At 74.8% G+C, this 23,770-nt stretch carries 28 protein-coding genes; 14 read left to right on the forward strand and 14 right to left on the reverse strand.

Features of this window, described 5'->3' with window-relative positions; translation table 11 throughout:
- The first annotated feature begins 82 nt into the window (after positions 1-82).
- The 4 genes from ACQPYN_RS17740 to ACQPYN_RS17755 all read left to right on the forward strand — a co-directional run bounded on the left by ACQPYN_RS17740 (position 83) and on the right by ACQPYN_RS17755 (position 4,364).
- Positions 83-622, forward strand: coding sequence for a UGSC family (seleno)protein (locus ACQPYN_RS17740; protein WP_433025414.1), 540 nt, complete (start codon positions 83-85; stop codon positions 620-622).
- 108 nt (positions 623-730) lie between these two features.
- Entirely contained in the window at positions 731-1,627 is an 897-nt protein-coding gene (locus ACQPYN_RS17745) for a YihY/virulence factor BrkB family protein (RefSeq protein WP_433025417.1), read from the forward strand.
- A gap of 119 nt (positions 1,628-1,746) precedes the next feature.
- Entirely contained in the window at positions 1,747-3,114 is a 1,368-nt protein-coding gene (locus ACQPYN_RS17750) for an FAD-binding oxidoreductase (protein WP_433025420.1), read from the forward strand.
- A gap of 11 nt (positions 3,115-3,125) precedes the next feature.
- The gene (locus ACQPYN_RS17755; protein WP_433025423.1) at positions 3,126-4,364 is read left to right on the forward strand and encodes a class I SAM-dependent methyltransferase; all 1,239 of its coding nucleotides are present in this window, start codon (positions 3,126-3,128) and stop codon (positions 4,362-4,364) included.
- Here the strand turns inward: ACQPYN_RS17755 and ACQPYN_RS17760 are convergent.
- Positions 4,312-4,965, reverse strand: coding sequence for a sigma-70 family RNA polymerase sigma factor (locus tag ACQPYN_RS17760; protein WP_433038934.1), 654 nt, complete (start codon positions 4,963-4,965; stop codon positions 4,312-4,314). The genes ACQPYN_RS17755 and ACQPYN_RS17760 overlap by 53 nt on opposite strands.
- Positions 4,966-5,236: 271 nt before the next feature.
- Positions 5,237-5,899 (reverse strand): TetR/AcrR family transcriptional regulator, encoded by a 663-nt coding sequence (locus ACQPYN_RS17765; RefSeq protein ID WP_433025426.1) that lies wholly within the window; start codon positions 5,897-5,899, stop codon positions 5,237-5,239.
- A gap of 62 nt (positions 5,900-5,961) precedes the next feature.
- On the opposite strand from ACQPYN_RS17765, the gene ACQPYN_RS17770 reads away from it, so the two are divergent.
- Positions 5,962-6,489, forward strand: coding sequence for a hypothetical protein (locus ACQPYN_RS17770; protein WP_433025429.1), 528 nt, complete (start codon positions 5,962-5,964; stop codon positions 6,487-6,489).
- 115 nt (positions 6,490-6,604) lie between these two features.
- Positions 6,605-8,707, forward strand: a complete 2,103-nt coding sequence (locus ACQPYN_RS17775) for a protein kinase domain-containing protein (RefSeq protein ID WP_433025432.1) — start codon at positions 6,605-6,607, stop codon at positions 8,705-8,707.
- Positions 8,708-8,771: 64 nt separating this feature from the next.
- On the opposite strand, the gene ACQPYN_RS17780 is transcribed toward ACQPYN_RS17775, so the two are convergent.
- On the reverse strand, positions 8,772-9,536 hold the full coding sequence (locus ACQPYN_RS17780) for a 5-formyltetrahydrofolate cyclo-ligase (protein ID WP_433025435.1): 765 nt from the start codon (positions 9,534-9,536) through the stop codon (positions 8,772-8,774).
- Positions 9,537-9,597: 61 nt separating this feature from the next.
- Between ACQPYN_RS17780 and ACQPYN_RS17785 the strand changes: the two genes are divergently transcribed.
- Genes ACQPYN_RS17785 through ACQPYN_RS17795 form a run of 3 tightly spaced genes read left to right on the forward strand, consistent with a single transcriptional unit; the run spans position 9,598 to position 12,487 of the window.
- Complete coding sequence (locus tag ACQPYN_RS17785; protein WP_433025438.1) at positions 9,598-10,197, forward strand: ArsR/SmtB family transcription factor; 600 nt, start codon at positions 9,598-9,600, stop codon at positions 10,195-10,197.
- Complete coding sequence (locus ACQPYN_RS17790) at positions 10,194-10,994, forward strand: SRPBCC family protein (protein WP_433025441.1); 801 nt, start codon at positions 10,194-10,196, stop codon at positions 10,992-10,994. The genes ACQPYN_RS17785 and ACQPYN_RS17790 overlap by 4 nt, the downstream gene beginning before the upstream one ends.
- Positions 10,991-12,487 carry an MFS transporter gene (locus tag ACQPYN_RS17795; protein WP_433025444.1) on the forward strand — a complete coding sequence of 499 codons (1,497 nt, stop codon included), beginning with the start codon at positions 10,991-10,993 and terminating at the stop codon, positions 12,485-12,487. The genes ACQPYN_RS17790 and ACQPYN_RS17795 overlap by 4 nt, the downstream gene beginning before the upstream one ends.
- Positions 12,488-12,498: 11 nt before the next feature.
- Here ACQPYN_RS17795 and ACQPYN_RS17800 read toward each other — a convergent pair whose 3' ends face one another.
- Entirely contained in the window at positions 12,499-12,825 is a 327-nt protein-coding gene (locus ACQPYN_RS17800; RefSeq protein WP_433025447.1) for an antibiotic biosynthesis monooxygenase family protein, read from the reverse strand.
- Between the two features lie 63 nt (positions 12,826-12,888).
- Between ACQPYN_RS17800 and ACQPYN_RS17805 the strand changes: the two genes are divergently transcribed.
- Positions 12,889-13,317 carry a MarR family winged helix-turn-helix transcriptional regulator gene (locus ACQPYN_RS17805; protein WP_433025450.1) on the forward strand — a complete coding sequence of 143 codons (429 nt, stop codon included), beginning with the start codon at positions 12,889-12,891 and terminating at the stop codon, positions 13,315-13,317.
- 8 nt (positions 13,318-13,325) lie between these two features.
- Here ACQPYN_RS17805 and ACQPYN_RS17810 read toward each other — a convergent pair whose 3' ends face one another.
- From ACQPYN_RS17810 to ACQPYN_RS17820, 3 genes are read right to left on the reverse strand one after another with little or no spacing between them, the layout of a single operon-like run.
- Positions 13,326-14,687, reverse strand: a complete 1,362-nt coding sequence (locus ACQPYN_RS17810; RefSeq protein ID WP_433025453.1) for a pyridoxal phosphate-dependent decarboxylase family protein — start codon at positions 14,685-14,687, stop codon at positions 13,326-13,328.
- 17 nt (positions 14,688-14,704) lie between these two features.
- A complete protein-coding gene (locus ACQPYN_RS17815; protein ID WP_433038936.1) occupies positions 14,705-15,400 on the reverse strand; it encodes a DUF998 domain-containing protein in 696 nt (231 codons plus the stop codon).
- Positions 15,400-16,290 carry a hypothetical protein gene (locus tag ACQPYN_RS17820; protein WP_433025456.1) on the reverse strand — a complete coding sequence of 297 codons (891 nt, stop codon included), beginning with the start codon at positions 16,288-16,290 and terminating at the stop codon, positions 15,400-15,402. Before ACQPYN_RS17820 ends, ACQPYN_RS17815 begins: the two co-directional genes overlap by 1 nt.
- Positions 16,291-16,379: 89 nt before the next feature.
- Between ACQPYN_RS17820 and ACQPYN_RS17825 the strand changes: the two genes are divergently transcribed.
- The gene (locus ACQPYN_RS17825) at positions 16,380-17,018 is read left to right on the forward strand and encodes a class I SAM-dependent methyltransferase (protein WP_433025459.1); all 639 of its coding nucleotides are present in this window, start codon (positions 16,380-16,382) and stop codon (positions 17,016-17,018) included.
- A 59-nt stretch (positions 17,019-17,077) separates the two neighbouring features.
- Here ACQPYN_RS17825 and ACQPYN_RS17830 read toward each other — a convergent pair whose 3' ends face one another.
- Positions 17,078-17,884: a helix-turn-helix domain-containing protein gene (locus ACQPYN_RS17830; protein WP_433025462.1), complete on the reverse strand. Its 807-nt coding sequence runs from the start codon at positions 17,882-17,884 to the stop codon at positions 17,078-17,080.
- Between the two features lie 119 nt (positions 17,885-18,003).
- Here ACQPYN_RS17830 and ACQPYN_RS17835 point away from each other — a divergent pair, with 119 nt between their 5' ends.
- A complete protein-coding gene (locus tag ACQPYN_RS17835; protein WP_433025465.1) occupies positions 18,004-18,390 on the forward strand; it encodes a hypothetical protein in 387 nt (128 codons plus the stop codon).
- Here the strand turns inward: ACQPYN_RS17835 and ACQPYN_RS17840 are convergent.
- Positions 18,326-19,129 (reverse strand): YqjF family protein, encoded by an 804-nt coding sequence (locus ACQPYN_RS17840; RefSeq protein ID WP_433025468.1) that lies wholly within the window; start codon positions 19,127-19,129, stop codon positions 18,326-18,328. The genes ACQPYN_RS17835 and ACQPYN_RS17840 overlap by 65 nt on opposite strands.
- Positions 19,130-19,221: 92 nt before the next feature.
- Here ACQPYN_RS17840 and ACQPYN_RS17845 point away from each other — a divergent pair, with 92 nt between their 5' ends.
- Together ACQPYN_RS17845 and ACQPYN_RS17850 are read left to right on the forward strand one after the other, a co-directional pair.
- Entirely contained in the window at positions 19,222-19,878 is a 657-nt protein-coding gene (locus ACQPYN_RS17845) for a GOLPH3/VPS74 family protein (protein ID WP_433025471.1), read from the forward strand.
- An 82-nt stretch (positions 19,879-19,960) separates the two neighbouring features.
- Positions 19,961-20,749, forward strand: coding sequence for a DUF427 domain-containing protein (locus ACQPYN_RS17850; protein ID WP_433025474.1), 789 nt, complete (start codon positions 19,961-19,963; stop codon positions 20,747-20,749).
- Here ACQPYN_RS17850 and ACQPYN_RS17855 read toward each other — a convergent pair.
- The 5 genes from ACQPYN_RS17855 to ACQPYN_RS17875 form a co-directional block, all read right to left on the reverse strand.
- A complete protein-coding gene (locus ACQPYN_RS17855) occupies positions 20,736-21,308 on the reverse strand; it encodes a DUF664 domain-containing protein (protein ID WP_433025477.1) in 573 nt (190 codons plus the stop codon). The two genes, ACQPYN_RS17850 and ACQPYN_RS17855, sit on opposite strands and share 14 nt — an antisense overlap.
- Positions 21,309-21,367: 59 nt before the next feature.
- Positions 21,368-21,835 (reverse strand): MarR family winged helix-turn-helix transcriptional regulator, encoded by a 468-nt coding sequence (locus ACQPYN_RS17860; protein WP_433025480.1) that lies wholly within the window; start codon positions 21,833-21,835, stop codon positions 21,368-21,370.
- A 100-nt stretch (positions 21,836-21,935) separates the two neighbouring features.
- On the reverse strand, positions 21,936-22,910 hold the full coding sequence (gene coaA / locus ACQPYN_RS17865) for a type I pantothenate kinase (RefSeq protein WP_433025483.1): 975 nt from the start codon (positions 22,908-22,910) through the stop codon (positions 21,936-21,938).
- A gap of 59 nt (positions 22,911-22,969) precedes the next feature.
- Complete coding sequence (locus ACQPYN_RS17870) at positions 22,970-23,092, reverse strand: hypothetical protein (RefSeq protein ID WP_433025486.1); 123 nt, start codon at positions 23,090-23,092, stop codon at positions 22,970-22,972.
- Positions 23,074-23,721 (reverse strand): SDR family oxidoreductase, encoded by a 648-nt coding sequence (locus tag ACQPYN_RS17875; protein WP_433025489.1) that lies wholly within the window; start codon positions 23,719-23,721, stop codon positions 23,074-23,076. Before ACQPYN_RS17875 ends, ACQPYN_RS17870 begins: the two co-directional genes overlap by 19 nt.
- Positions 23,722-23,770: the final 49 nt, after the last annotated feature.

Genomic DNA, 23,770 nt, shown 5'->3' on the forward strand with positions numbered 1-23,770 from the left:
GGAAGTTCTCCGCCGTCCTCGGCGGCTGGGTCGGCGGCCCCGGCGGCAGCACGCCCGTCACCCGCGTCATCGAGGAGGACCCGTGAGCTCATCGATCGTCCTGGACCCCACCGACGAGGCACGCCCCGCCGCGCGCACCGTCGGGCCGCGGCCCGACGACCTCGCCGGGCGCACCGTCGGGCTGCTCGACATCTCGAAGCCCCGCGGCGAGGTCTTCCTCGACCGCCTGGAGACCCTGCTCGCCGAGCGGGGTGCGGCGGTCCGGCGCTACGCCAAGCCGACCTTCACCCGCCCCGCGCCCGCCGACCTGCGCGCGGAGATCGCCGCCGAGTGCGACGTGGTGATCGAGGCCCTCGCCGATTGAGGCTCGTGCACGTCGTGCAGTGTGCACGACCTGGCCGCCCTCGAGGCCGACGGCGTGACGGCCACGTTCGTCGCGTCCACGGAGTTCGTCACCGCCACCGACGCCCAGGCGCGCGCCCTGGGTTTCGCGAGCGTGCCGGCGGTCTACGTCGCGCACCCGATCCAGGACCGCACCGACGCGGAGATGGCCGCGCTCGCCGACGAGGCGCTCCCGCGGGTCCTCGCGGCGGTCACCGGGGACGCCGGCGTCGGCCACTGAAAGGCCCCTGGACCACGGGGCGGCGGACCCCGGTGCGGTGTCCCGGGGCGGGCGTGGTTGCCTGATCCGATGGCACCGGTGGGGTGGCGGCCACGGGTCCGCCGGCCGATGACCGGACGGATGGCGCCGTCGTGGCGGCGTCTGCGCGAGACCCGTCGGCTCTACCGCGCCCGTCACGGCGACCACCTCGCCGCCGCGGTCACGTTCTTCACCGTGCTCGCCCTGGTGCCGCTGCTGATGCTCGCGGTGTCCGCGGTCGGGTTCGTGCTCTCCTCGAGCCAGAGCGTGTTCGACCGGGTGGAGGGCCTCCTCGCGGTGGCGCTGCCCCAGCCGGTGAGCCTGGAGGTCGTCGACGTCGTCCACGTCGTCGTGGCCGAGCGCGGCACCCTCGGCGTGCTCGCGCTGACGGCCGCGGCGGTCTCCGGGTGGAGCTGGATCAGCCACCTGCGCGACGCCGTGACCGCGCTGCTGGGACGGCCGTGTCCGGAGCACCGGCTGCGCCACGCGTTCTCCGACGTCGGCGCGCTGCTGGGCATCGGCGTCGCGCTGGCCGTCTCGTTCGCGCTGGCGTCGCTCACCGGCGTCCTGGGCAGGCGGCTGCTCGACCTCCTGGGCCTGACCAGCACCCTCGGTGCCCGGGCGGTGCTGGCGGTCGGGTCGATCGCGATCGGGCTCGCCGCGAACTGGCTCGTCGTCGCGTGGTGCCTGGCCCACCTGCCGCGCCCGACGCGTGCCCTCCGCCCGTTGCTGCCGGCGGCGGCGGTCGCCGCGGTGGGACTCGTCGTCCTGCAACAGATCGGTGGCCTGTACTTCCGCCTCATCGGCACCTCGCCCGCGGTGGCGGCGCTGGGCGCCCTGATCGGCTTCCTGCTGATCGTCTATCTCGTGGTCCGCTGGTTGTTCCTCGTCACGGTGTGGACCGACACCCGCGCGCCGGAATCCGTCTCGGATCGCAGCGAGGCCGGTCGCACCGGGATCGAGCTGGTCGCCGACCTGGTGGGGTGAACCCGCTCCACCGACGACCCACCCATCCCTCAGGTGGCGTACGGAACATCGGATTGCCGGTGCTCTCGGGCTCACGGCGGGCATACGCTGCTCCGCGAGATCCGGGAGGAGGCACCCAGATGACCGTCGGCGCGGACGCCGGAATCGCGCATCGTGACGCCGTGGACGCCGTGCGGCGGGGGCTCGCGGAGCTCCCCCCGGACGCCCCGGTGCGGCTGCGCAAGAAGACGTCGAACCTGTTCCGCTTCCGGGACGGCGGCGGTGCTCGTGGGGGGCTCGCCGTCGACGGGCTGGACCGCGTGCTGTCGGTCGACCCCGTCGCCCGCACCGCCGACGTGGCCGGGATGACGACCTACGAGGACCTCGTCGCCGCGACCCTCCCGCACGGGCTGATGCCGCTCGTGGTCCCGCAGCTCAAGACCATCACGCTCGGCGGCGCCGTCGTCGGGCTCGGCATCGAGTCGACGTCGTTCCGCGACGGCCTGCCGCACGAGTCGGTGATCGAGGCCGACGTCCTCACCGGCACCGGCGAGATCCTCTCGACCGTCGACCACCCCGATCTCCTCGCCGGCCTGCCCAACTCGTACGGCACGCTCGGGTACGCGCTGCGCCTGCGCATCGAGCTCGCCCCGGTCCGGCCGTTCGTGCGGCTGCGCCACCTCCGCTTCGACACCGCCGAGGAGACCGCGGCGGCGCTCGCCGAGATCACCGCGACCGGGCGGTGGGCGGGGGAGCGGGTGGACTTCTGCGACGGCACCGTGTTCTCCCCGCAGGAGCACTACCTCTCGCTCGGCGAGATGGTCGACACCGCGCCGTACCTCTCGGACTACACCGGGCAGGGGATCTACTACCGGTCCATCCAGGAACGCGACACGGACCACCTGACGATCCACGACTACCTGTGGCGCTGGGACACCGACTGGTTCTGGTGCTCGCGGGCCCTCGGCGTGCAGAACCCGACGGTGCGGCGCCTGTGGCCCTCGCGCTACCGCCGCTCCGACGTCTACCGCCGGCTCGTCGCCCTGGACCGTCGCCTCGGTCTGTCGCAGGCGATCGCCCGCCGGAACGGGGCGGCGGGGGTCGAGCCGATCATCCAGGACGTCGAGGTGCCGGTGGACCGGCTCCCGGGTTTCCTCGAGTTCTTCCATCGGGAAATCGGCATCAGCCCGGTGTGGTTGTGCCCGTTGAAGCAGCGTGACGGGCGTGCGTGGCCGCTCTACCCCTTGGACCCCGGCACCACCTACGTCAACGTCGGCTTCTGGTCGGACGCCGAGCTCGCCCCGGGCCAGGCGCCCGACCACCACAACCGGCGCATCGAGGAGGTCCTCATGGATCTCGACGGGCACAAGTCGCTGTACTCCACGTCGAGCTACCGGCGCGAGGAGTTCGACGCGCTCTACGGGGGAGCGACGTACCGCGAGCTCAAGGCGCGGTACGACCCGGACGGTCGCCTCCCCGACCTCTACACCAAGACCGTGACGGGCTGAGGAGGACAGACGTGCAGGTCGCCGAATTGTTCCGACCGGTGCTCGGGGACGAGGCCCCCGTCGCCATCCGCGCCTACGACGGCAGCGCCTCGACGCCGTCGGCCGCCGAGCCGGTGGCCACCGTCGACGTCCGCAGCGAGACCGCCCTCGCGTACCTCGCCGCCTCGCCCAACAGTCTGGGCCTGGCCCGGGCCTACGTCTCCGGCCACCTCGACGTCGAGGGCAGCCTCTACCAGGCGCTGACCGCGATGAGCGAGCTGACGGTCTCCGACGTCACACCGTCGACACTGCTGAAGATGGCGGCGCGCATGGCGCCGCTGCGCTTCCGCCACCGTGTCGCGCCGCCGCCCGAGGAGCACCGCCAGCGCGGCCGCCGGCACTCCAAGGACCGCGACTCGACCGCGATCGAGCACCACTACGACGTCTCCAACCGCTTCTACGAGCTGGTGCTGGGGCCCTCGATGGCCTACACCTGCGCCGTCTACCCGTCGGAGACCGCCACCCTGGAGGACGCGCAGTTCGCCAAGCACGCGCTGGTCGCCGAGAAGCTCGCGCTCCAGCCCGGGATGCGGCTGCTCGACGTCGGGTGCGGCTGGGGCCAGATGGCGATGCACGCCGCCGAGCACCACGGCGTGCAGGCGCTCGGCGTCACCCTCTCGCGCGACCAGGCCACCTGGGCGCAGAAGGAGGTCGCGCGCCGGGGGCTCGGCGACCTCGTCGAGATCCGGCACTCCGACTACCGCGACGTCACCGAGGGCGACTTCGACGCGGTCAGCTCGATCGGGCTCACCGAGCACATCGGGCGCCGCAACATCTCGTCGTACTTCCAGTTCCTCTACGCGAAGCTCCGGCCGGGCGGGCGTCTGCTCAACCACTGCATCACCCGGCCCGATCACCACCACCGCGCGGCGGCCGACCCGTTCATCGACCGCTACGTCTTCCCGGACGGCGAGCTGCTGCCGATCGGCTGGCTGATCTCGCGGATGAACGCCGCCGGCTTCGAGATCCGGCACGAGGAGAACCTGCGGGAGCACTACTCGCGGACGCTCGCCGGGTGGTCGGCGAACCTCGAGGAGAACTGGGACGCCTGTGTCGAGGAGGCCGGCGAGGGACGGGCGCGGGTGTGGCGGCTCTACATGCCCGCGTGCCAGGTCGGGTTCGACGTGAACAACATCCAGCTGCACCAGGTGCTGGGGGTCAAGCTCGGCCCCGACGCCCGCTCCGGCTTCCCGCTGCGTCCCGCGTACTGAAGATCCCGCGGGGCGGGGTGTCGTCGGGCCCGGCCCGGTCGTCGGGATCGTTGAGCACGCCGCGCAGCTTGGCGACGGCGCGGTGCTGGGCGACCCGCACCGCGCCGGGCGTCGAGCCGACGGCCAGCGCGGTCTCCTCGGCGGACAGGCCGACGACCACGCGCAGCACCAGGATCTCGCGCTGCTTGGGCGGCAGCTGCGCGAGCAGGGCGCGCATCTCGGCGCTCGCCGACGCCTCGAGCGCGTGCTGCTCGGGGCCCGCGGCGTCGGTGAAGCCCTCGGGCACGTCGTCGGTGGGATCGGAGCGGTCGCGGCCGGCGTGGCGGTGGGCGTCGACCACCTTGTGCGCGGCGATGCCGTAGACGAAGGCGAGGAACGGCTTGCCCTGGTCGGTGTAGGTCGGCAGCGACTTCAGGACGGCCAGGCAGACCTCCTGGGCGACGTCGTCCGCGGCCACCCCGGAACGCTCGGTGCCCAGCCGGGAGCGGCAGTAGCGCACGACCAGGGGGCGCAGGATCACCAGCAGCTGGTTGAGCGCGGCCTTGTCGCCGGCGACCACCGCGGCGACCAGCCGGTTGATCTCGTCGGACTCCTCGGTCACGAGCTGCACCGCCGCCCGCTCCGCGGTGCCCCCACCGCCGCGCGTCCCACACGTCCCCCCACGTCGACTGAGCGTGACCGGCGATCACTCTACGGAGATACAGAGTCCGTCACGCGATCCGGTCGTGTCCTCACCGTGCTCGATGCGCCGCGAGCTGTGAAGGAGGCGCGCGGTCGGCGGCGCCACGAACCGGTCAGCGGCCGATCGGTCGCGTGCGATGCGTCGAGTGCGCGCCGTCACCGGTCGTTTGGCTCCGACGAGCGGATCTCGATCACGGAGCGGGACGGCGACGGTCGGGCGCCAGCGCGGCTTCGCACATGGCGTCGCCGACCCAGTCCTCGTACTGCTCGCCGGTCCAGCCCCGCGCGCCGGTGAGGAGATGCCAGACCTCGGCGCTGTTGAGTGTCCACAGGCGGTCCCGCGCGACGTCCTCGTCGAGGCCGGGGGAGAGGGCCCCGAGCTCGACCACGCGCCCCACGACCATGCCGGTGCCGATCAGGCGCTCCTGGTCGGTGGTCGCCCGCAGGGCCACGAGGTCCGGGTCCCCGGAGAGCGCGCCCGCGCCGATCTGCAGCGCCAGCGGCCCGAGGCGGTCCAGCAGCGCGCGTCCGAGCCGCGCGTAGCCCCGCAGGAACGCGGCCGGGTCGGGATCGGCGTACAGCGCCCGCACCTCGGGCCGCTCGGCCAGCGGGACGTCCTGCGCGTCGCCGGCGAGGACGAGGTCGTAGCCCTCTTTGAGCAGCGCGGCCTTCGTCCCGAACCCGTTGTAGACCGTCTGCGCCGACACCCCCGCGGCCTTCGCCACCGAGGCCACCGACGTCGTGGCGTAGCCCTGCGCCACGAACTGCTCGACGGCGGTCAGGGCGATCTGCTGGCGCGTCAGGGCGGCGCGGCGCTCGCGCCCGGAGGCGTCGTACCGACGTCGTGCCGACATTTCGTTTGACTCCCGCCCAAATCGAGTTAGTATCACTCTAACCAAAGAGCGGGAGGACCGCGATGACCGACACGAGAACCATCCGTCCCCGGATCATCGGGGGAGTCGGCACCAGGGCCGACTGGCGCCGACCCCACCTGGTGGCCCTCACGGCCCTGACGGCGTACTCCACGGGCGTCGGCTGGCAGGCCCAGGCGGTGTCCTATCCACTGTTCCGTGCCGTGCCGCCCGAGGACTTCCTCGCGTACCACGCGCAGTACAACGAGGCGATCCCGCTCGTCGTCATCGTGCCCGGGTTCCTGTCGTTCCTCGCGTGCGCGGCGTTCCCGTGGACCCGGCCGGTCGACGTGCCGCGCGGGCTGGCGGGCGTCGTCGCGGGCAGCGGGCTCGTGTCGCTGGTGTCGACGGTCGCGTGGGCGATCCCGAGGCACGACCGGCTCGACAGGATCGGCCAGGACGAGGCGACGATCGCGAGCCTCCTCGACGCGAACCTCGTGCGGTCCCTGGCCCTGACGGCGGGCACGGTGGCCCTGATGGTGGCGACCACCCGGAGCGGCCGGCCCTCCCGCATCACCAGCCCGATCCGATAATCGACATTATGTCATTTCGACAGGAGAGAGCCGACGCGGCGACCCATCCCCTCGTGCCCGATTGATCGTTACGATCCAGCCCCATCCGCACCGGGCGTCGAGGGGGCACTCACGGGTGGACGGCAGCGAGTTCGGGCGGTACCGCCTCGAGCGTCTCATCGGCTCCGGCGGGATGGGTGACGTCTACCAGGCGGTCGACACGGAGCGGGACCGTGTCGTCGCCCTCAAGCTGCTCCCCCCGCTGTTCAGCGGCAGCGCCGAGTTCCAGGAGCGCTTCCGCCGCGAGTCCCGCGTGGCCGCCCGGCTCCGCGATCCGCACATCATCCCGATCCACGACTTCGGGGAGATCGACTCCCGCCTCTACATCGACATGCGGCTGGTCGACAGCGGGCGCACCGTCGCGACCCTGCTGCGCGAGGAGGGCGCCCTGCCCCCGGAGCGCGCGGTCCACCTGGTGGGCCAGATCGCGGAGGCGCTCGACGCCGCGCACGGCGACGGGCTGATCCACCGGGACGTCAAGCCGTCCAACGTGCTGATCACCGATCGCGACTTCGTCTACGTCATGGACTTCGGCATCGCGCACTCCGTGGGCCAGACGGCGTTCGGTCTGACGATGTCGGGCTCCACCGTCGGCACGATCGACTACATGGCCCCCGAGCGGTTCACCAACGGGCCGATCGACACGGGCGTCGACGTGTACGCCCTCGGGTGCCTGCTCTACCAGTGCCTGACCGGACGGACGCCCTTCGAGGGTTCCGAGGCCCCGGCGCTCATGTACGCCCACGTGCACCTCGATCCCCCGCGTCCCAGCGCCGCCGTCCCGGGGCTCCCCGACGCCCTGGACGAGGTCGTCGTGACCGCGATGGCCAAGGACCCCGCGGACCGCTACGCGACCACCGGTGAGCTCGGCGACGCGGCGCGCGCGGCGCTGGGCGGCACGGCGACCGTGCCCCCGCGCGCCGTCCCCACCACGGAGCGGGCCACCGTGGTCACACCGCGGAGCACCCGCCCCGAGGTGGAGGCCGGCGACGACCCGCCGACCGGCCAGGTGGCTGACCCACCGGCTGACCCACCCACCGAGCAGCAGTCCCCGCCGCCCGCGCCGGTCCCGGACCCGGCACGCGGAGGCGATCCGGGCGACGGCCCCGCGCAGTCCGGGCGCCCGCGCCTGCAGACGATCGTCGTCCTCGCGGGCTCCGCCGTCGTCGTCCTGGCGCTGCTCGCCGTGCTGCTCGTGGCGCTCCGGGGCGGGGACGATCCCGGCACCGGGGCCGTCGGCGCCCCGGCCGGCGCCGTCGTGGCGTCGGCGAGCAGCGGGACGGCCGAGGTGGTCGGCTCGGTCCCGACGCCGGCCACGCCGGGGTCGATGACCGTGGCGCCGGGTGGGCGCGTCGCCTACGTCGCGAACCGCGACCCCCGGGTGGTCACGGTGGTCGACCTGGCCGCAGGGGCGGCGATCGACACGATCCCGGTGCCCGCCGCTCCCCCGCGCTTCATCGCCTTCTCGGTCGACGGCGCCCGTGCCTACATCAGCGCCTACACCGACGACGACGCGGTCAACGTGGTGCAGGTGGTGGACACCGCCACCCGCGCCGTGGTCGCCGTCGTCCCGGTCGACCGCCGGCCCTACGCCCTCGCCGCCGCGCCGGACGGCCGCACGGTGTGGGTGCCGAGCCACGACGACGCGACGATCGACCTCCTCGACACCACGACCAACACGATCACCGGGCGCCTCCCGGTGGCCGCCAACCCGCACTGGGTGGCGTTCAGCGCCGACCGCGCCTACGTCGCCAACCACGAGTCCGACCTCGTCACCGTGATGGACGCGGGCACCGGCGCGACGCTCGCGACGGTCCCCGTCGGCGTCAGCCCGCACGCGCTCGCCCCCTCCCCCGACGGCGCGCGGGTCGCGGTCGCGAACTACGACGACGCCTCCGTGTCGATCGTCGACACGGCCACCGACCAGGTGGTGGCGACGACGGTGGTCGGCGCGGGCCCGCAGTACGTCAGCTACGCCGCCGACGGCCGCCACCTCTACACCGCGAACGTCCGGGACGGCACGGTGTCGGTGGTGGACACCGCGACCTCGCGCACCACCGCGACCGTCCCGGTCTGCAGCTCGCCGACGAGCGTCGTCATGGCCCCGCCCGCCAACTCGACCGCCCGCGTGACCTGCCTCGACGAGGCCCGGCTCGCCGTGCTCGGGATCGGCGGCTGAGCGGCCCTCGGCCCCGCCGCACGAGCTCTGACGGCACTCCCGAGAGATCGAACCGGCGAGCTCGTCAGGACGGTCGCAGGCGCCGCAGCAGCGGGATCGCCGCGATCTTCTCCTCGGTGAGCTCGTCCCAGTCGATGCGGCCGGGGTGGCGCACCTCCCGGGTGCAGGTGACGACGCGGTCGGGCGTGACGAGCAGGTCGAGGCGCACGTCGTGGTCGGTCACGGGGATCTCCCCCGTCGCGACGACCTGCTGCTCGTGCACCGTCGTCACCACCGGGGTGTCCGGCGCGACGAGCCCGGCCTCGCCGGCGACGGCGAACTCGAGGTCGGAGAACCCGCCGCCCTTGCCCAGGCGCGCGCCGTCCTCGGCGACGGCCACGCACCCGGTGACGACGAGGTCGACCGGCTCGAGGTCCTCGATGGCCACCGTGCGCCCCGACCGCGAGGCGCCCTTGATGGACGACGCCTTGCGCGGGGTGTCGTCGAGGTCGTCGGGGTCGAGCAGGAAGAACGGCGCTTCCTCGGCGAGGCGCGGCACCGCCATGTAGACGGTCTTGCCGTCCTCGAGCGCGCGCTGGCGCACGGGCCACTGCGCGGAGTCCGGGTTGCACTTCAGCGTGCGGGCCTGCTTCCAGACGTCGGTCTCCCGCAGTCGCTCCGCGGCCGCCTCGGCGCCGACGAAGTTCGGGATGCGGCCGTGCGCCCCCGGGAACCGCGCGATCTTCCCGTCGCGCAGGGCGTCCCACACGCGCTGGCGGACGGCGTGCTTCGCCTCGACGATCTCCGCCGGTCCCCCGGCGTCCGCGTCGTGCCGTCGGGTGCGTGCCACGACGACACTGTACGACCCGAGTCGTATTGACAAAATCTTTTGTCAATGTTCTGGTGGGTCCGTGCTCGACGTGGACGTGATCGACGAACCGGCCGCCGCCGCCGCGGCCCTCGACCCGCTGCGCGCGCGCCTGTTGGCCGCGCTCGCCGAGCCCGGCTCGGCCTCGACCCTGGCCGGGCAGGTCGGCCTGACCCGCCAGAAGGTCAACTACCACCTGCGCACGCTGGAGGCCCACGGCCTGGTCCGCGAGGTGGGGCAGCGTCCGCGGCGCGGGCTCACCGAGCGGATGGTCGAGGCGACCGCGGCGTCGTACCTGATCTCGCCGGCCGCGCTCGGGGCGGCGGCCACCGACCCCGCCAAGGTCTCCGACCGCCTCTCCGCCCGCTACCTGCTCGCCCTCGCGGGCCGGATCGTCGGCGAGGTCGGCGACCTCGCCCGCCGGGCCGACCGCGAGGACAAGCGCCTCGCGACCCTCGCCCTCGACACCGAGATCGCGTTCGCCTCGCCCGCCGAGCGAGCGGCCTTCGCCGACGAGCTCGGCGCCGCGGTGCGCGACCTCGCCGCCCGCTACCACGACCCGGCCGGGCGACCCCACCGACTCGTCGTCGGCGTCCATCCGACCCCGGCCCCCACCCCTGAATCCGAGGAGGACCCCTCGTGACCGACCAGGACCCCCGCACCGTCGACCTCGAGGTCACCGTGCCGGGCACCCCCGAGCAGGTCTGGGACGCGATCGCCACCGGACCCGGCATCAGCTCCTGGCTGCACCCGACCCGCGTCGACGAGCACGTCGGCGGCGCCTTCGGCTTCGACATGGGCGGGTCCGCCGAGGCGGCCGAGCAGGAGCCCCAGGGCACCGTCACCGCCTACGACGCCCCGCACCGCTTCGCCACGGAGGCGCCGTGGTCCACCGGCGGGCAGTCGACGACCCTCGCCACCGAGTGGCTGGTCGCCGCCCGCGACGAGGGCACCTGCGTGGTGCGCATGGTCATGAGCGGCTTCGGGCCGGGCGACGACTGGGACGACGAGATCGACGCGCTGCGCGAGGGCATGGGCGTCGCCCTGGAGACGCTGCGCCTCTACCTCGCGCACTTCGCGGGGCGGCGTCCGGCCGTCGTCGAGTCCGGGACGAGGGTCGCCGGTCCCCCGCGCGCCGCGTTCGACGCCCTGCTCCGAACCGTCGGTCTGGACGGGGCGATGGTCGGCGATCGCGTCGTCCTCACGGGCACGCCCTCGCTCGCGGGCACGGTCGAGGTCCTCTCCCCCGGCGAGCACCGCTGCGACGTCGTCCTGCTCGTGGACTCCCCCGGCCCGGGCGTCGCCGACCTCGCGACGTACGGCGCCGACACCGGCGTCGGCGTCCACCTCACGGTGTTCGACGCGCCGGGCACCGACGCCGCCCGGGTCGCCGAGCGCGAACAGCCCCTCTGGACCGCCTGGACGGAGGCGCTGCGATGACCCCCTCACCCGCCCGCGCGCGGCTCGCGCTCGCGGTCCTCACCCTGCCCGCCCTGCTCGTCGCGCTCGACCTGTCGGTCCTGCTGGTCGCCCTCCCCCAGCTCTCCGAGCAGCTCGGTGCGGACGCCGCCCAGCAGCTGTGGATCACCGACGTCTACGGGTTCCTCGTCGCCGGCTTCCTCGTGACCATGGGGACGCTCGGCGACCGCGTCGGACGGCGCCGGCTCCTGCTCGTGGGGGCGGCCGCGTTCGGGGCGGCGTCGCTGGCCGCGGCGTTCGCGCCCACCCCGGAGCTGCTCATCGCCGCGCGCGCCGCGCTCGGGATCGCCGGCGCGACGCTCATGCCGTCGGCGCTGGCCCTGGTCACCGAGCTGTTCCCGGACCCGCGCGCCCAGGGCTCCGCCGTGGCCGTCGTGTTCTCGGCGATCATGGCCGGCGGCGCGCTCGGACCCGCGGTCGGCGGGCTGCTGCTCGCCCACTTCTGGTGGGGCTCGGTGTTCCTGCCCGGTGTCGCGGTGATGGTGCTGCTGCTCGCGGTCGGGCCGCGCCTGCTGCCCGCCGGGCGCGGGCGCGCTCACACCCAGGGGGCGCGGCTCGACCCGCTCTCGGTCGGGCTGTCCCTGCTCGCGCTGCTGCCCCTGGTCTACGGAGTGAAGGAGCTGGCCCGCGGGATCGTCGACGTCCCCACGGTGGCCGCGCTGGTCGTCGGCGTCGTCGCGGGCGTCGCGTTCGTCGTCCGGCAGCGGCGTCTCCCCCGCCCGCTGCTCGATCTCGCCCTGTTCACGCGGCCGGCGCTGCGCGGGGCGCTGCTGACCATGCTGCTCGGCGGCGTGGTCATGGGCGGCGTGTTCCTCGTCGTCACGCAGTACCTGCAGCTGGTGGCCGACCTGTCCCCGCTCGCCGCGGGCCTCGCGACGGTGCCGGGCACGGTCGCGATGCTGCTCGGGGTGCTCGCCGGGCCGAAGCTCGCGACCCGGGTGCGTCCCGCCGCCGTGATGGCCGGCGGCCTGGCGCTGGCCGCGGTCGGGCTCGGTGCCGTGGCGCTCGCGGCCGGGCACGGCACGGTGTGGCTGGTCGTCGCGTTCACCGTCGCCCTGGCGGGCATGGGCCTGCCGGGCGGGCTGGGGGTCGGCCTGGTGATCGGCTCGGCGCCCCCCGAGCAGGCGGGATCCGCCTCGGCGCTCTCGGAGACCGGGCAGGAGCTCGGGATGGCGGCCGGGCTCGCGGGCATCGGCAGCCTGGCCGTCGCCGTGTACCGGCTGCTCGTCCCGGCCGACGTCCCCGCGCAGGCCCGCGACAGCCTCGCCGGCGCCCACGCCCTCGGCGACGAGACGGTGCTCGCCGCCGCCCGGGAAGCGTTCACCGGGGCGCTCGGCGTCGTCGCCGCGGTGTGCGCGGCACTGCTGGTCGGCGTGGCCGTGCTCGCCGCCGTCTCGCTGCGCCACGTCCCGGCGGTGGGCGCCGAGCCCGAGCGCGAGCTCGCCCCGGTCTGACGAGGGCCTGGTCAGGCGTGGTGCACCGACGCGACGCGGTACAGCGACGGCTCGCAGGACGCCAGCTCGAGGGCCCGACCCATGTGCTCCCGGCACACCGGGTCCTCGAGCATCGCCCGGTAGGCCTCCTCGGTCTCCCACTGCGCGTAGTTGGCGACGTGGGTGCCGTCCAGGCTCGCGTGGAGGTTCGCGGAGACGAACCCGCGCCGGTGGCGCATGACGTCCTCGGTCGCCTTGTCCAGCAGGGCGACGAGCTCGTCCTGGCGGGAGGGGTCGACGGTGAAGACGTTGATGAGCGCGATCGCGGTGGCATCGGGGTCGATCGTCGACGTGGCCATGGGGTCCTCCGTTTGTGTGTCAGGTTCCTGACGAACTCCTCCATTGTGTGTAAGGTTCCTGACATGAGTCAAGCCCCGGTCGACGACCGGCCCGGGTACCGGGTCAAGCAGGTGCAGCAGGCCCTGCGCCACGCCGGCGACGGCGCGCTGCGCGACATCGGGCTCTCCGTGAGCCAGTACGCGGTGCTCCGCGCGCTCGCCGACCTGCCCGGGGCCTCGTCCGCGGCGGTGGCGCGACGGTGCTTCGTCACCCGGCAGTCGCTCGCCGACGTCCTGGGCGCGCTCCGTACGGCGGGGTCCGTCACCCCCGGCGAGCCGGGGCGCGGGCGGGCCCGGCCGATGGCGCTCACCGACGCCGGCCGGCAGCAGCTCGCCGCCGCCGAGACCGTGATGGCCGAGGTGGAGCAGCGGATGCTCGCCGGCCTGTCCGCCCGCGAGGTGGCGACGCTGACCGAGCTGCTCGCCCTGTGCGCGGCGAACCTGGAGGAGTAGCGCGGGGCTCAGGCCCGGTCGATCAGCGCCGTGATCGCGGCGACCGACCGGCTGATGTCCCCGGGCGTCGTCGACCAGTTCGACACCGAGAAGCGGACGGCCGGGCGGTCGGCCCAGACGGTGGTGCCGACCCAGCAGGTGCCGTCGCGGGCGACCGCCCCGGAGAGCTCGCCGGGGTCGACGTCGCGGGGGCGGAACAGCACCTGGTTGAGCTCGACCTCGGCGAGGACCTCGACGCCGGGATGGTGTCCCAGCTCCTCGGCGGCCTGCCGGGCGAGGGCGCAGCACCGTTCGACGAGGTCGGCGACGCCTCGGCGCCCGAGGCTGCGCACCGCCGCGTAGATCGGGAGCGCGCGGTGGCGCCGCGAGCTCTCCGGGGTCCGGCCCGACGGGTCCCGGGCGTCCACCGTCAGGTAGGCGGCGGAGAGGCTCAGCGCCCGGGTCAGCGCCGTCGGGTCGCGGACGATCGCCATCCCCGAGTCGTAGGGGACGTTGAGCCACTTGTGGGCGTCGACGGCCCATGAGTCGGCGCGCTCGACGCCGGTGACGAGGTGCCGACGCGACGGCGCGGCCGCGGCCCACAGCCCGAACGCGCCGTCGACGTGCAGCCACGCCTGCTCGCGGGCGTGCACGACGTCGGCGACGGCCTCGAGCGGGTCGCACGCCCCGGTGTCGACCTGGCCGGCCTGGGCGCAGACGAGCACCGAGCCGTCGACGGAGGCGAGGAGGTCGCGCAGCAGATCGGGGCGCATCCGGCCCTGGTCGTCGGCCGGCACCCGGAGCGCCCGGTCCGACCCGAACCCGAGCAGCCGCAGGGCCTGCAGCACCGTGGAGTGGACCTTGGCCCCGACCAGCACGGTCGGCACCGGCGCCCCGGCCAGCCCGTCGGCGCCGACGTCCCACCCCTGCGCGTCGAGCAGGGCGTGGCGGGCCGCGGCCAGGCACGACACGTTCGCCATCTGGGCGCCGGTGACGAACCCGATCGCCGCGTCGGGCGGGAGCCCGAGCAGGTCGAGCACCCACCGCGTCGTCACCGCCTCGACCGCGGCCGCGGCGGGCGACATCACCGCGGCGGCGACGTTCTGGTCGGTCGCCGAGACCATCCAGTCCGCGCCGAGCGCCGCGGGCAGCGCGCCGCCGGTGACGAACCCGAAGTACCGCGGTCCCCCGGTCGCCACGAGGCCGGGTTCGAGAGCGGCGGCGAGCTCGTCGAGCACCTGCGTGGCCGGCAGACCCTCGGGCGGCAGGGGCCCGTCGAGGCGGGCGCGCATCGCGGCGGCGTCGACCGGGACCCCGACCGGACGCTCGGGCAGCGAGGCCAGCCACTCCCCCGCGAACCGCCGGGCCCGGTCGAGGCTGTCGTCCCACACCTCGCGGGACGGTACGGCTACTCGGGCCGGGCGACCACGGACCGCCGGGCGTGCGCCAGCGCCCAGAGCCCGAGCAGGGCGACGACCAGCACCTCGGCCAGGGCGAGTCCCCGCTCGAGCAGGCCCAGCGGCACCGCGCGCCACCACGGGAGGCCGATGGCGCCGCGCAGGGCGATGGCCCCGACGATCGGCAGGAACGACGCGAGCGCGAGCCAGGATCCCCACCGCACGCCGAGCCGGAAGGGCCGGGCGGCCGGATCGCCACGGTGGCGCCGGGCGAGCAGCAGGGCGCCGAGCGGCAGGGCGATGAACGCCACGAGGCTCGCGTACCGGTGGATGTAGCCCGAGACGCTCGGCCCGATCGACCAGTTCGTCTTCTCGAACGCGACGACGAGCAGCAGGCCGACGCACCACGCGCCGACCAGCACCGACGGCAGCGAGCGGGCGGGCGTCAGACGCGCGGCGACCAGGGCCGCGAGCACGCCCGCCGAGCCGAGCGCGAGGACGACCACCGCGACGTCGAAGAGCCAGCCGCCCGGCAGGAGCGCGTACTCGCTGATCGTCCGGCGGACGGGGTCGACCGCCGACGACGGGCCCACCAGGTGCATGGCCCCGATGACCAGGAGCGCCAGGACCACGGCGGCCACGCCCCACCGCGCCCCGGACCGCACCACCGTCTCCGCCTCGCGCGGCGTCGTCGTCGGCGTCCTCATCACGGCCGGAGCCCGGCGCCGGTCGGGTCCAGCGGCCCGGCGGCGCCGAAGCCGTCGGCGAGCCCCACGCACCGCTCGCCGGAGAACAGACCGGCCCGGTAGTGCAGGCCGTCCGCCGCGGCGTCGACGGCGAGCACGACGTCGTAGGTCCGCGGGTGGGCGACCTCGTCGACGTACTGCACCTCCCACGCGGTCGCCGCCAGCTCCTCGGGCGGCCCGCCGTCGGGGTCGCCGAGTCGCCCGGACTGCCAGGCCGCGACCGCGTCGGCGTACCAGGACAGGATCGCGACGTTGTTGACGTGCCGGTTGGTGTCGACGTCGCCGATGCGCGAGGTCAGCCGGTGCACGGTCGGGTAGCGGCTCCGGTCGCGGCGGGCCGGCTCCGGGCGCGGGGCGCCGGCCCCGCCCGGCTCGTCGATCACCATCGACGCGAGGTCGGCGCGCAGCTCGTCCGGGAGCTCGCTCGGGCCCGACCTGGTGGCCACCACGGTCACCGAGTCGCCCACGGCGACGCAGCGGTCGCCGGCGAACACCCCGTAGCCGTAGGAGAACGAGGACCCGCCGATGCGCCGGACGCCGAGCCCGATCCGGTACCCGTCCCCGCGCGCGACCGGCGTGAGGGCGCGGAGACGCTGCGCGGCGAGCACGATCCGGAAGCGACCGCCGCCGTCCGCGACGAGCGCCCGGAAGCGCGGCAGCTCGGCCTGCACCCGCGCCTCCTCGAGCCAGCGGGTGAGCGCCACCGTCGTGACCCGCCGGTCGCCACCGAGGTCGGAGTAGCGCGGAGTGACCGGGCGCAGGACCGGGAACGCCGCGAGATCGGTGAGGCCCCCGCCGTCGCCGGCCAGCGACGGCGCGGCGGGCGGGAGGACCACTGCGTGCTCGGCCATGGCGACCATGCTCCCCACCCCGCGCGGACCGGACGACGCGGCACCGCCCGGATCACATGTGACGACCGCCCCCGGGGCACCCGGGCGACGTGACCGACTACCCGCCCGGGTTCTTCGACCGTGCCGACACCGGCGACGACGCCCGCTTCTACGGCCCGCCGCGGCTGGTGCAGCACATCGACGACGAGGCGATCGCCGCGGTCGGCGCGTACTACGACGAGGTCGGCGTCACCGGCGACGTCCTGGACCTCATGAGCTCGTGGGTCTCGCACCTGCGCACCCGCCCCCGGCACCTCACCGTCCTCGGGATGAACGCCGCCGAGCTCGAGGCGAACCCGATGGCGGACGCGCGGGTGGTGCGGGACCTCAACGCCGACCCGGCGCTGCCCTTCGACGACGCCGCCTTCGACACCGTGATCTGCACGGTCTCGGTCGACTACCTCGTCGCTCCGGTCGCGGTGTGCGCCGAGGTCGCCCGCGTGCTCCGGCCCGGCGGGACGTTCGCGCTGACCTTCTCGAACCGCTGCTTCCCCACCAAGGCGGTCCGCGGGTGGCTCGCCGCCGACGACGAGGGGCGCGCGGGCATCGTCGCGTCCTACCTGCGCGACGCCGGCGGCTTCGGCGAGCCCGTCGCGCAGCGCCGCCCGTCGCGAGGGGACCCGGTGATCGCGGTGCACGCGCACAGGACCGAGCGTCCCGCCGTGCCGCGAGGGGCACGTTCCGCATGATCGACGGGCGGGCGCGCCTGCCGAACGTGCCCGTCGTGCGGTGTGGCGGCGGGTACTCGTCACCCCCCGGCCGCGGCCAGCCGCTCCAGCACCGCGCGGGACTCCGCGTCGGCGGGGACGAACGACTCCAGCGAGAGCTCGTCGAGCGTGACGTCCCAGGCCGCGCCGAAGTGCGTGATCGTCGAGTAGAAGCGCAGCTCGCCCTCGGGGTGGTCGAGGTGCAGCGGGAGCATGACGTGCGCCGCGCGGGCCGCCGGGCCGCCCTGCGGGGGTGGGGGCGCGAACTCCGCCAGCTCCTCGCGCAGCGCGACGAGGCGCGGGTCGCCGGTGAGGTCGGCGAGGCGTTCCAGGCGGTGCAGCAGGTGCCCGGCCCACTCGGAGAGGTTGCGCACGTGGGGCGCGAGGCCGTCGGGACGCAGGCTCAGGCGGTAGATGTTGACCGGCGGGGCGAGCACCGCGGGGTCGAGCACGGCGAGGAGGGCACCGACGGCGCGGTTGGCCATCACCACGTCGCCGCAGCGGTCGACGACGAGCGCCGGGAACGGTTCGTGGCCCGCGAGGAGGTGCTCCAGCGCGCCGCGCACCGCCTCGAGACCCCGCGCGTCGAGACGCGACTCCGCGTAGGTCGGGGCGAAGCCGGCGGCGAGGAGCAGGGTGTTGCGCTCGCGCAACGGGACCTCCAGGTGCTCGCACAGGTCGATCAGCAGCTCCCGGCTGGCCCGGGCCCGCCCGGTCTCGACGAAGCTCAGGTGGCGGGTGGAGACGCCCACGTCGAGGGCGAGGTCCATCTGGCTGCGGCGGCGCCGGGTGCGCCAGCCCCGCAGCAGGTCGCCGGGGCCGGGGCGGGCGTCGAGCGTGCTGGTCACGAGATCGACCGTAGGACGGTCCCCGCACCGGAGACCATGACCTCGGAGGTCATCGACCCGGCTACCGGGGCCGCCGCAGAGTTCTCCCCGACGCACTCGAAGGACCGGAGGAGACACCGATGACCACGACCACCGCCCTCGCCACCCGCCTCGACCTGCGCGCCGTCCTGCGCCTCGACGCCGTCGCCTCCGGCGCCCTCGGCCTCGCCGCCGTCGCCGGGGCCGGCGTGCTCGACACCGCGCTCGGGCTCCCGAGCAGCCTGCTCCTCGGGGTCGGCGTGTTCCTCGTCGTCTACGCCGCGGGGCTCGTCGCCCTGGCGGGCCGGGCGGTGATCCCGCGCCCGGCGACCTGGGTCGTCGTGCTCGGCAACTCCGCCTGGGTGCTCGCGAGCCTCGGCCTCGTCGTCGGCGCCTGGGACCGGCTCACGGTGCTCGGCGCGGTCATCGTGCTCGCCCAGGCCGCCGCCGTCGCGGTGTTCGCCGACCTCCAGTACGCGCGGCGGTGAGGATCGCCGGGCGCCGCCAGGGCCGCGGGAGACCGAAGCGCACGGAGACCCCGGGCGAGGCGGCGACGTGGTCCGGCGGGCGCCCGGCGAGCCCCGGGAAGCCCGCCCGGTCCAGCAGCGTGTCGTCGAGCTCCAGCAGCTCGGCGCGGTGCAGCGGCCAGGGCTCGTGGACGTTCGGGACGTACCAGTCGACACCCAGGTGACGCTCGTGCAGACCCCAGCGGGCGGTGAGGAACTCCTCGAGCGGGCCGGACGCCATCGGCTCCCCCACCCGCACCCGGACCCGGCTCGGGTGGGGCCTGCTCGTCTCGTAGACGACGGAGCCGCGCTCCGGGCCGTCGTCGATCCGCATCGTCGCCCACCGGTACGGCAGCCCGAACGCGGCGCGGGCCCCGGCGACCACGGCGAGCCGGGTGGCGTCGAGGCTGCGGAAGACGATGCCGCGCACCCCGCGGTCGTCGACGGTGTAGAGCCGCACGTTGGTCTCGGGGAAGGTCCCCAGCCACGGGATCGACGGCCCGCGCAGCACCCCGGCGCCCACCATCCGGAAGGGCACGAGCCCGACCCAGGTGACGCCGTCGTGGACGTCGGGGCGCACCCCGGGCGGGAGCAGCGGCGCCACCTCCGCCGGGTCGACCGCCCAGTGCAGGAAGGCCACGTCGCACCAGCGCTGGGTCATCATCGTCGGCCCGGAGTAGCCCGGTGCCTCGCGCGTCACGGGCTCGACGGGTGGGGTCATGCCCCCGTCATCCCCGGTGCGGAGGCCCGCCACGCACGATCTCCGTCCTGAGGAGGACGCCGCGCCACGGTCGGTCACGCGACGATGACGCCATGCGCACCGCCGAGGACCTGGCCCTGCTCCTGCACGACCCCGCCACCGGCGCCCCGCTGGTGGACTCGACCTCGCTCCCGCGGGTCCTCGCGGGCGCCGTCGTGCTCGAGATCGTGCTGAGCGGGCGCGCGCACCTGGCCGACGGCCGGTTCCGCACCCACCTCGTGGTGGACGACCGGCGCCCGTCCGGCGACCACGTCCTCGACCTCGCCCTCGAGCGCCTCCCGGCCGACACCACGCCGAAGGCCGCGATCGAGAAGCTGCAGAGCCGGGTCCGCGACCCGCTCATGGCCGGGCTGGTGCACGACGGCGCCGTGCGCCTCGAGGAGCGCACGATGCTCGGGTTCATCCCGCTCAGCCCGCGGTGGATCGCCGCCGACCCGACGCGCCGCGAGGCCGCGCGCGGGCGCCTGCACGCGGCGCTCGTCGACGGGGTCACCCCGAGCCCGGAGGACGCCTCCCTCGTCGCGCTCGTGCGGGCGGTGAAGGCCGAGCACAAGCTGCTCGACGCCCCGCGGCGGGAGCTGCGGGCGCGGAGCAGGCAGATCGCCGACGGCGAGTGGGCGGCGGAGGCGGTGCGGCGCGCGATCGCCGACATCTACTCCGCGGTCGCCGCGACGGCCGCCGCGGGGGCGACGGCCGCGGGCTCGACCTGATCCGGCGACCCGCGCCGGGAACATTGCCGACGACCGCGGGGGTTGCCCAGGCAGAGAGTCGCCCGGAGTCGAGGAGGTCGTCGTGGCGCTGACCATGTTCGGTGGGCCGCTGTCCCGCAAGGTGCCGGAGACGCGGACGTTCACCGTCGAGGGACCGGCCCACTCGCTGCTGCTCGAGCCGTTCACGCGGCGGGTGCGCGCGGAGGTCGACGGGGTGACGGTGCTCGACACCGTCCGCGGGGCGCTGTTGTTCGAGACCGGCCTGCCGCCCCAGCTCTACCTGCCCGAGGAGGACCTGCGCACCGACCTCCTCGAGCCCAGCGACACCACGACCCACTGCCCGTTCAAGGGCGACGCGACCTACCGCAGCCTGCGCGTGGGCGACCGCGTGGTCCCCGACGCGGTGTGGGCCTACCCGACCCCGATCGCCGAGTCGTCGTGGCTGGCCGGGCGCGCCGTGCTCGCGCCGGGAGCGGCCGACCGCTGGCTCGACGAGGACGACGAGGTCCTCGGGCACCTGCCCGACCCGTACCACCGCGTCAACCTGCGGAACACCAGCCGCCACGTCACCGCCGCCACCACCGACGGCGCGCCCGTGGCCGACGCGGCCGGCGGCATCCTGCTGGGCGAGACGGGCCTGGTCGACCGCTTCTACATCGCGCGCGACGCGCTGAGGGCCACGCTGGAGCCCAGCGAGAAGCGCACCGTGTGCCCCTACAAGGGCCGGGCCACGTACTACTCGCTGCGCCTCGACGACGGGCGCGTGCTCACCGACGCGGCGTGGTCCTACGAGGCGCCGACCGACGAGTCGCGGGCGATCAAGGACCTCGTCAGCCTCGCGCACGACGACCTGGTGGTCACGGCGAGCTGAGCGTCCCCGGTTCCTCGGCCTCCTGCGCGGCGTCGCGCAGCACCTGGGCCTGGCCGGCGTAGCGCGCGGTCTCGGTGATCAGGTGCAGGAGGATCCAGCGGAGCTCGATGTGCCCGCGCCGGTCGTCGCGCACGGCGTCGTCGAGGGACTCGGAGCCGGCCAGCGCGTCACGGCCGCGCTCGCACACCTCGAGATAGGAGCCGACGACGTCCTCGGGCTGCTCCACGTCCGCGAAGCGGAAGCCCGGGTCGGGGTCGTCGACGTAGCTCGGCGCGTGCGCCGTCGGGTTGCCGCGCTCCCCCCACCGCTCCACGAGCCACGTGCGCTCGAGCTCGGTGAGGTGCTTGACGATCCCCAGCAGGCTGGAGCCGCGCTCGGCGGGGATGCGCCGGCGCAGGGCCGTCTCGTCCAGCCCGTCGAGGGCCAGCACGACCAGGGCCCGGAAGTAGTCGAGCCATCCCTCCAGCGCCTCGCGCTCGTCGGCCACCTCCGGTGGCGTGGGTCGGCGTTGCAGGGGTGCCTGGAACCGCACCGGCTCTCCCGGGGTCGCATCGTTCACACCTGACACACCCTCTGTCGTCGGCCGAGTGCAGATCGTTACACCCCGCGACTCCTCGACTACTCCTCGACCAGACGCTCCAGTGCCGGCAGCGCCGCCTCGAGGGCCGCGCGCTGCTCGGCGTCGAGCCGGTCGAGACGCTGCGCCAGCGAGGCCGTGCGCTCCGTGCGGATGTGCCGGATGGCCTGGTGCCCCTGGTCGGAGAGGTGGATCAGCGCCGACCGGGCGTCCTGGGGGTCCGGCGTCCGGATGAGCAGACCGGCCTCGTCGAGCGCCGCCAGCACCCGGCTCATGGTCGGCGGGGTGACCGCCTCCCGTCGCGCCAGCTCGGAGAGCCGCAGCGGCGCGGCATCCTCCAGCGTCGCGAGCACCGACGTCTGCAGCGGCGGCAGGGCCGCGTTCGAGTCGACGCGGATGCGCCGGTTGAGCCGTCCGACGGCCAGCCGCAGGCGCGAAGGGAGGTCAGGGTCGGACGAACCGGACCAACCGGTCGGGTCGGCCTGTGTCCCGGTCGCGGAAGTGGACATGACTCATGGTCCCATCCCCGCGGCTCCGGCGGGCGACGTGTCGCCGTCCGTCACGGCCGTGTCATGCGGTGGGGCCACTCGGGTCACGGCGCTGCCCGGGTCACAGCTTCCGGAGCCGGATGCGCCGCACGGTGTGGTCGCCACCCTTGGTGAGGACGAGATCCGCGCGCGAGCGGGTGGGGGCGATGTTCTCCCGCAGGTTCGGCCCGTTGATCTCGTCCCACAGGGTCGCCGCCTGGGCCCGGGCCGCGGTCTCGTCCATCTCCGCGTAGCGCCGGAAGTACGACGCCGGGTCGCGGAAGGCCGTCTCCCGCAGCGCCAGGAAGCGCTCGACGTACCACCGGCGCACGTCGGTCGGGTGCGCGTCCACGTAGATGGAGAAGTCGATGAGGTCCGACACCGCGAGCGCGCTCGCCCGCTCGCCGGTCTGCGGGGCCGGCTGCAGCACGTTGAGGCCCTCGAGGACGAGGATGTCGGGGCGCGCGACGACCCGGTGCTCGTCGAGGACGTCGTAGGTCAGGTGCGAGTACGTCGGCACGGGCACCTCGGGCTTGCCCGCCTTGATGTCGGAGACGAACCGCAGCAGCGCGCGCCGGTCGTAGGACTCCGGGAAGCCCTTGCGCCGCATCAGCCCGCGCCGCTCCAGCTCGGCGTTGGAGTACAGGAACCCGTCAGTGGTCACGAGCGCGACGTTCGGGTGGTCCTGCCACCGGGCGAGCAGCAGCCGCAGCAGCCGGGCCGTCGTCGACTTGCCGACCGAGACCGACCCCGCGATCCCGATCACGAACGGCGTCGCCTGCTCGTCCTGGCGCAGGAACTGCCGATAGGCGTCGAGCAGGCCCGCCGTGGCCCGGACGTGCAGGTCGAGCAGCCGCGAGACGGGCAGGTAGACCTCGCGCACGTCGTCGAGGTCGACGGGGTCACCCAGGGAGCGCAGCTCCTCGAGCTCCTCGGCGGTGAGCGGCACGGCACTGGTGTCGCTCAGCTGCGACCAGGAGTCCCGGTCGAAGTCGACGAACGGGCTACCGCTCACGACACGTTCCCCGCTCCGGGCTCCCCGCACATGGCGCGCCATTGTTCTCGTCCGCGCCCGGTGCCGCGCCACCACGTGCGGCGCAGGTCACCCGTCGAGGGTCAGGAACGCATCTGCGCCGTCGAGGTCAGCGCGTACTCCACGACGCACACCTCCGGCGGCAGCCCGAGCACGTGGACCACGGCCGCGGCCACGTGCTCGGGCGTCAGGCCCTGGGCGTGCATGCGCTCGCGGAAGGCGGCGACGTCGTCTCGGCCGGCCCGGTCGCCCGCGGTGAGGTCGCCCGCCATGAGATCGGTGGCCACGAAGCCCGGGGCGACGGTGGTGACGCGCACGCCCCGCGCCCCGCCTCGCGGCGCAGCGTCTCGTCGACGGCGTGGGCGGCGTGCTTGCTCGCCGCGTAGACCCCACCCGCGGCCGAGGGCACGCGCCGCCCGGACATCGAGGAGATCGTCACCCAGCTCGCGCCGTCGGTGAGGTGGGGCAGCGCCGCCCGCGCGGTGGCGAGCAGGCCGTGCACGTTGACGTCGAACACCTCGCGCCAGCGCTCCGGGTCGGTCTCGCCCACGGCCCCGAGGTGCATGGTCCCGGCGGCGGCGACCACGCCGTCGAGGCCGCCGAGCTGGGCGGCCAGACGGTCCACGGCGTCGGTCAGCGCCGGGGCGTCGGTGACGTCGGCGACCCCGACGACCGCGGCGTCCCCGAGCTCCTCGGCCAGCCCGGCGAGGCGCTCGGCCCGCCGTGCCACCAGCCCGACCCGTGCACCGGCGGCGGCGACGGCCCGCGCCGCGGCCTCGCCGATGCCCGACGACGCGCCCGTCACCACGACCCGCCGGCCGTCCAGGGAAGCCACGGGATCACCGTAGGCCGGGACGCCACAGGGCACGCGGCTACGCTCGTCG

Origin of the sequence: Actinomycetospora sp. CA-053990, from assembly GCF_050948445.1 — a bacterium.
Lineage (GTDB): Bacteria > Actinomycetota > Actinomycetes > Mycobacteriales > Pseudonocardiaceae > Actinomycetospora > Actinomycetospora callitridis.

What these genes read in the sequence shown, in the direction of transcription:
- ACQPYN_RS17745 (WP_433025417.1), top strand. Translation starts at nt 731, where the DNA reads ATGACCGGACGGATGGCGCCGTCGTGGCGGCGTCTGCGCGAGACCCGT.
- ACQPYN_RS17750 (WP_433025420.1), top strand. Translation starts at nt 1,747, where the DNA reads ATGACCGTCGGCGCGGACGCCGGAATCGCGCATCGTGACGCCGTGGAC.
- ACQPYN_RS17765 (WP_433025426.1), bottom strand. Translation starts at nt 5,899, where the DNA reads ATGTCGGCACGACGTCGGTACGACGCCTCCGGGCGCGAGCGCCGCGCC.
- ACQPYN_RS17770 (WP_433025429.1), top strand. Translation starts at nt 5,962, where the DNA reads ATGACCGACACGAGAACCATCCGTCCCCGGATCATCGGGGGAGTCGGC.
- ACQPYN_RS17795 (WP_433025444.1), top strand. Translation starts at nt 10,991, where the DNA reads ATGACCCCCTCACCCGCCCGCGCGCGGCTCGCGCTCGCGGTCCTCACC.
- ACQPYN_RS17800 (WP_433025447.1), bottom strand. Translation starts at nt 12,825, where the DNA reads ATGGCCACGTCGACGATCGACCCCGATGCCACCGCGATCGCGCTCATC.
- ACQPYN_RS17805 (WP_433025450.1), top strand. Translation starts at nt 12,889, where the DNA reads ATGAGTCAAGCCCCGGTCGACGACCGGCCCGGGTACCGGGTCAAGCAG.
- ACQPYN_RS17815 (WP_433038936.1), bottom strand. Translation starts at nt 15,400, where the DNA reads ATGAGGACGCCGACGACGACGCCGCGCGAGGCGGAGACGGTGGTGCGG.
- ACQPYN_RS17820 (WP_433025456.1), bottom strand. Translation starts at nt 16,290, where the DNA reads ATGGCCGAGCACGCAGTGGTCCTCCCGCCCGCCGCGCCGTCGCTGGCC.
- ACQPYN_RS17835 (WP_433025465.1), top strand. Translation starts at nt 18,004, where the DNA reads ATGACCACGACCACCGCCCTCGCCACCCGCCTCGACCTGCGCGCCGTC.
- ACQPYN_RS17840 (WP_433025468.1), bottom strand. Translation starts at nt 19,129, where the DNA reads ATGACCCCACCCGTCGAGCCCGTGACGCGCGAGGCACCGGGCTACTCC.
- ACQPYN_RS17845 (WP_433025471.1), top strand. Translation starts at nt 19,222, where the DNA reads ATGCGCACCGCCGAGGACCTGGCCCTGCTCCTGCACGACCCCGCCACC.
- ACQPYN_RS17860 (WP_433025480.1), bottom strand. Translation starts at nt 21,835, where the DNA reads ATGTCCACTTCCGCGACCGGGACACAGGCCGACCCGACCGGTTGGTCC.
- coaA (WP_433025483.1), bottom strand. Translation starts at nt 22,910, where the DNA reads ATGGCGCGCCATGTGCGGGGAGCCCGGAGCGGGGAACGTGTCGTGAGC.
- ACQPYN_RS17870 (WP_433025486.1), bottom strand. Translation starts at nt 23,092, where the DNA reads ATGCACGCCCAGGGCCTGACGCCCGAGCACGTGGCCGCGGCCGTGGTC.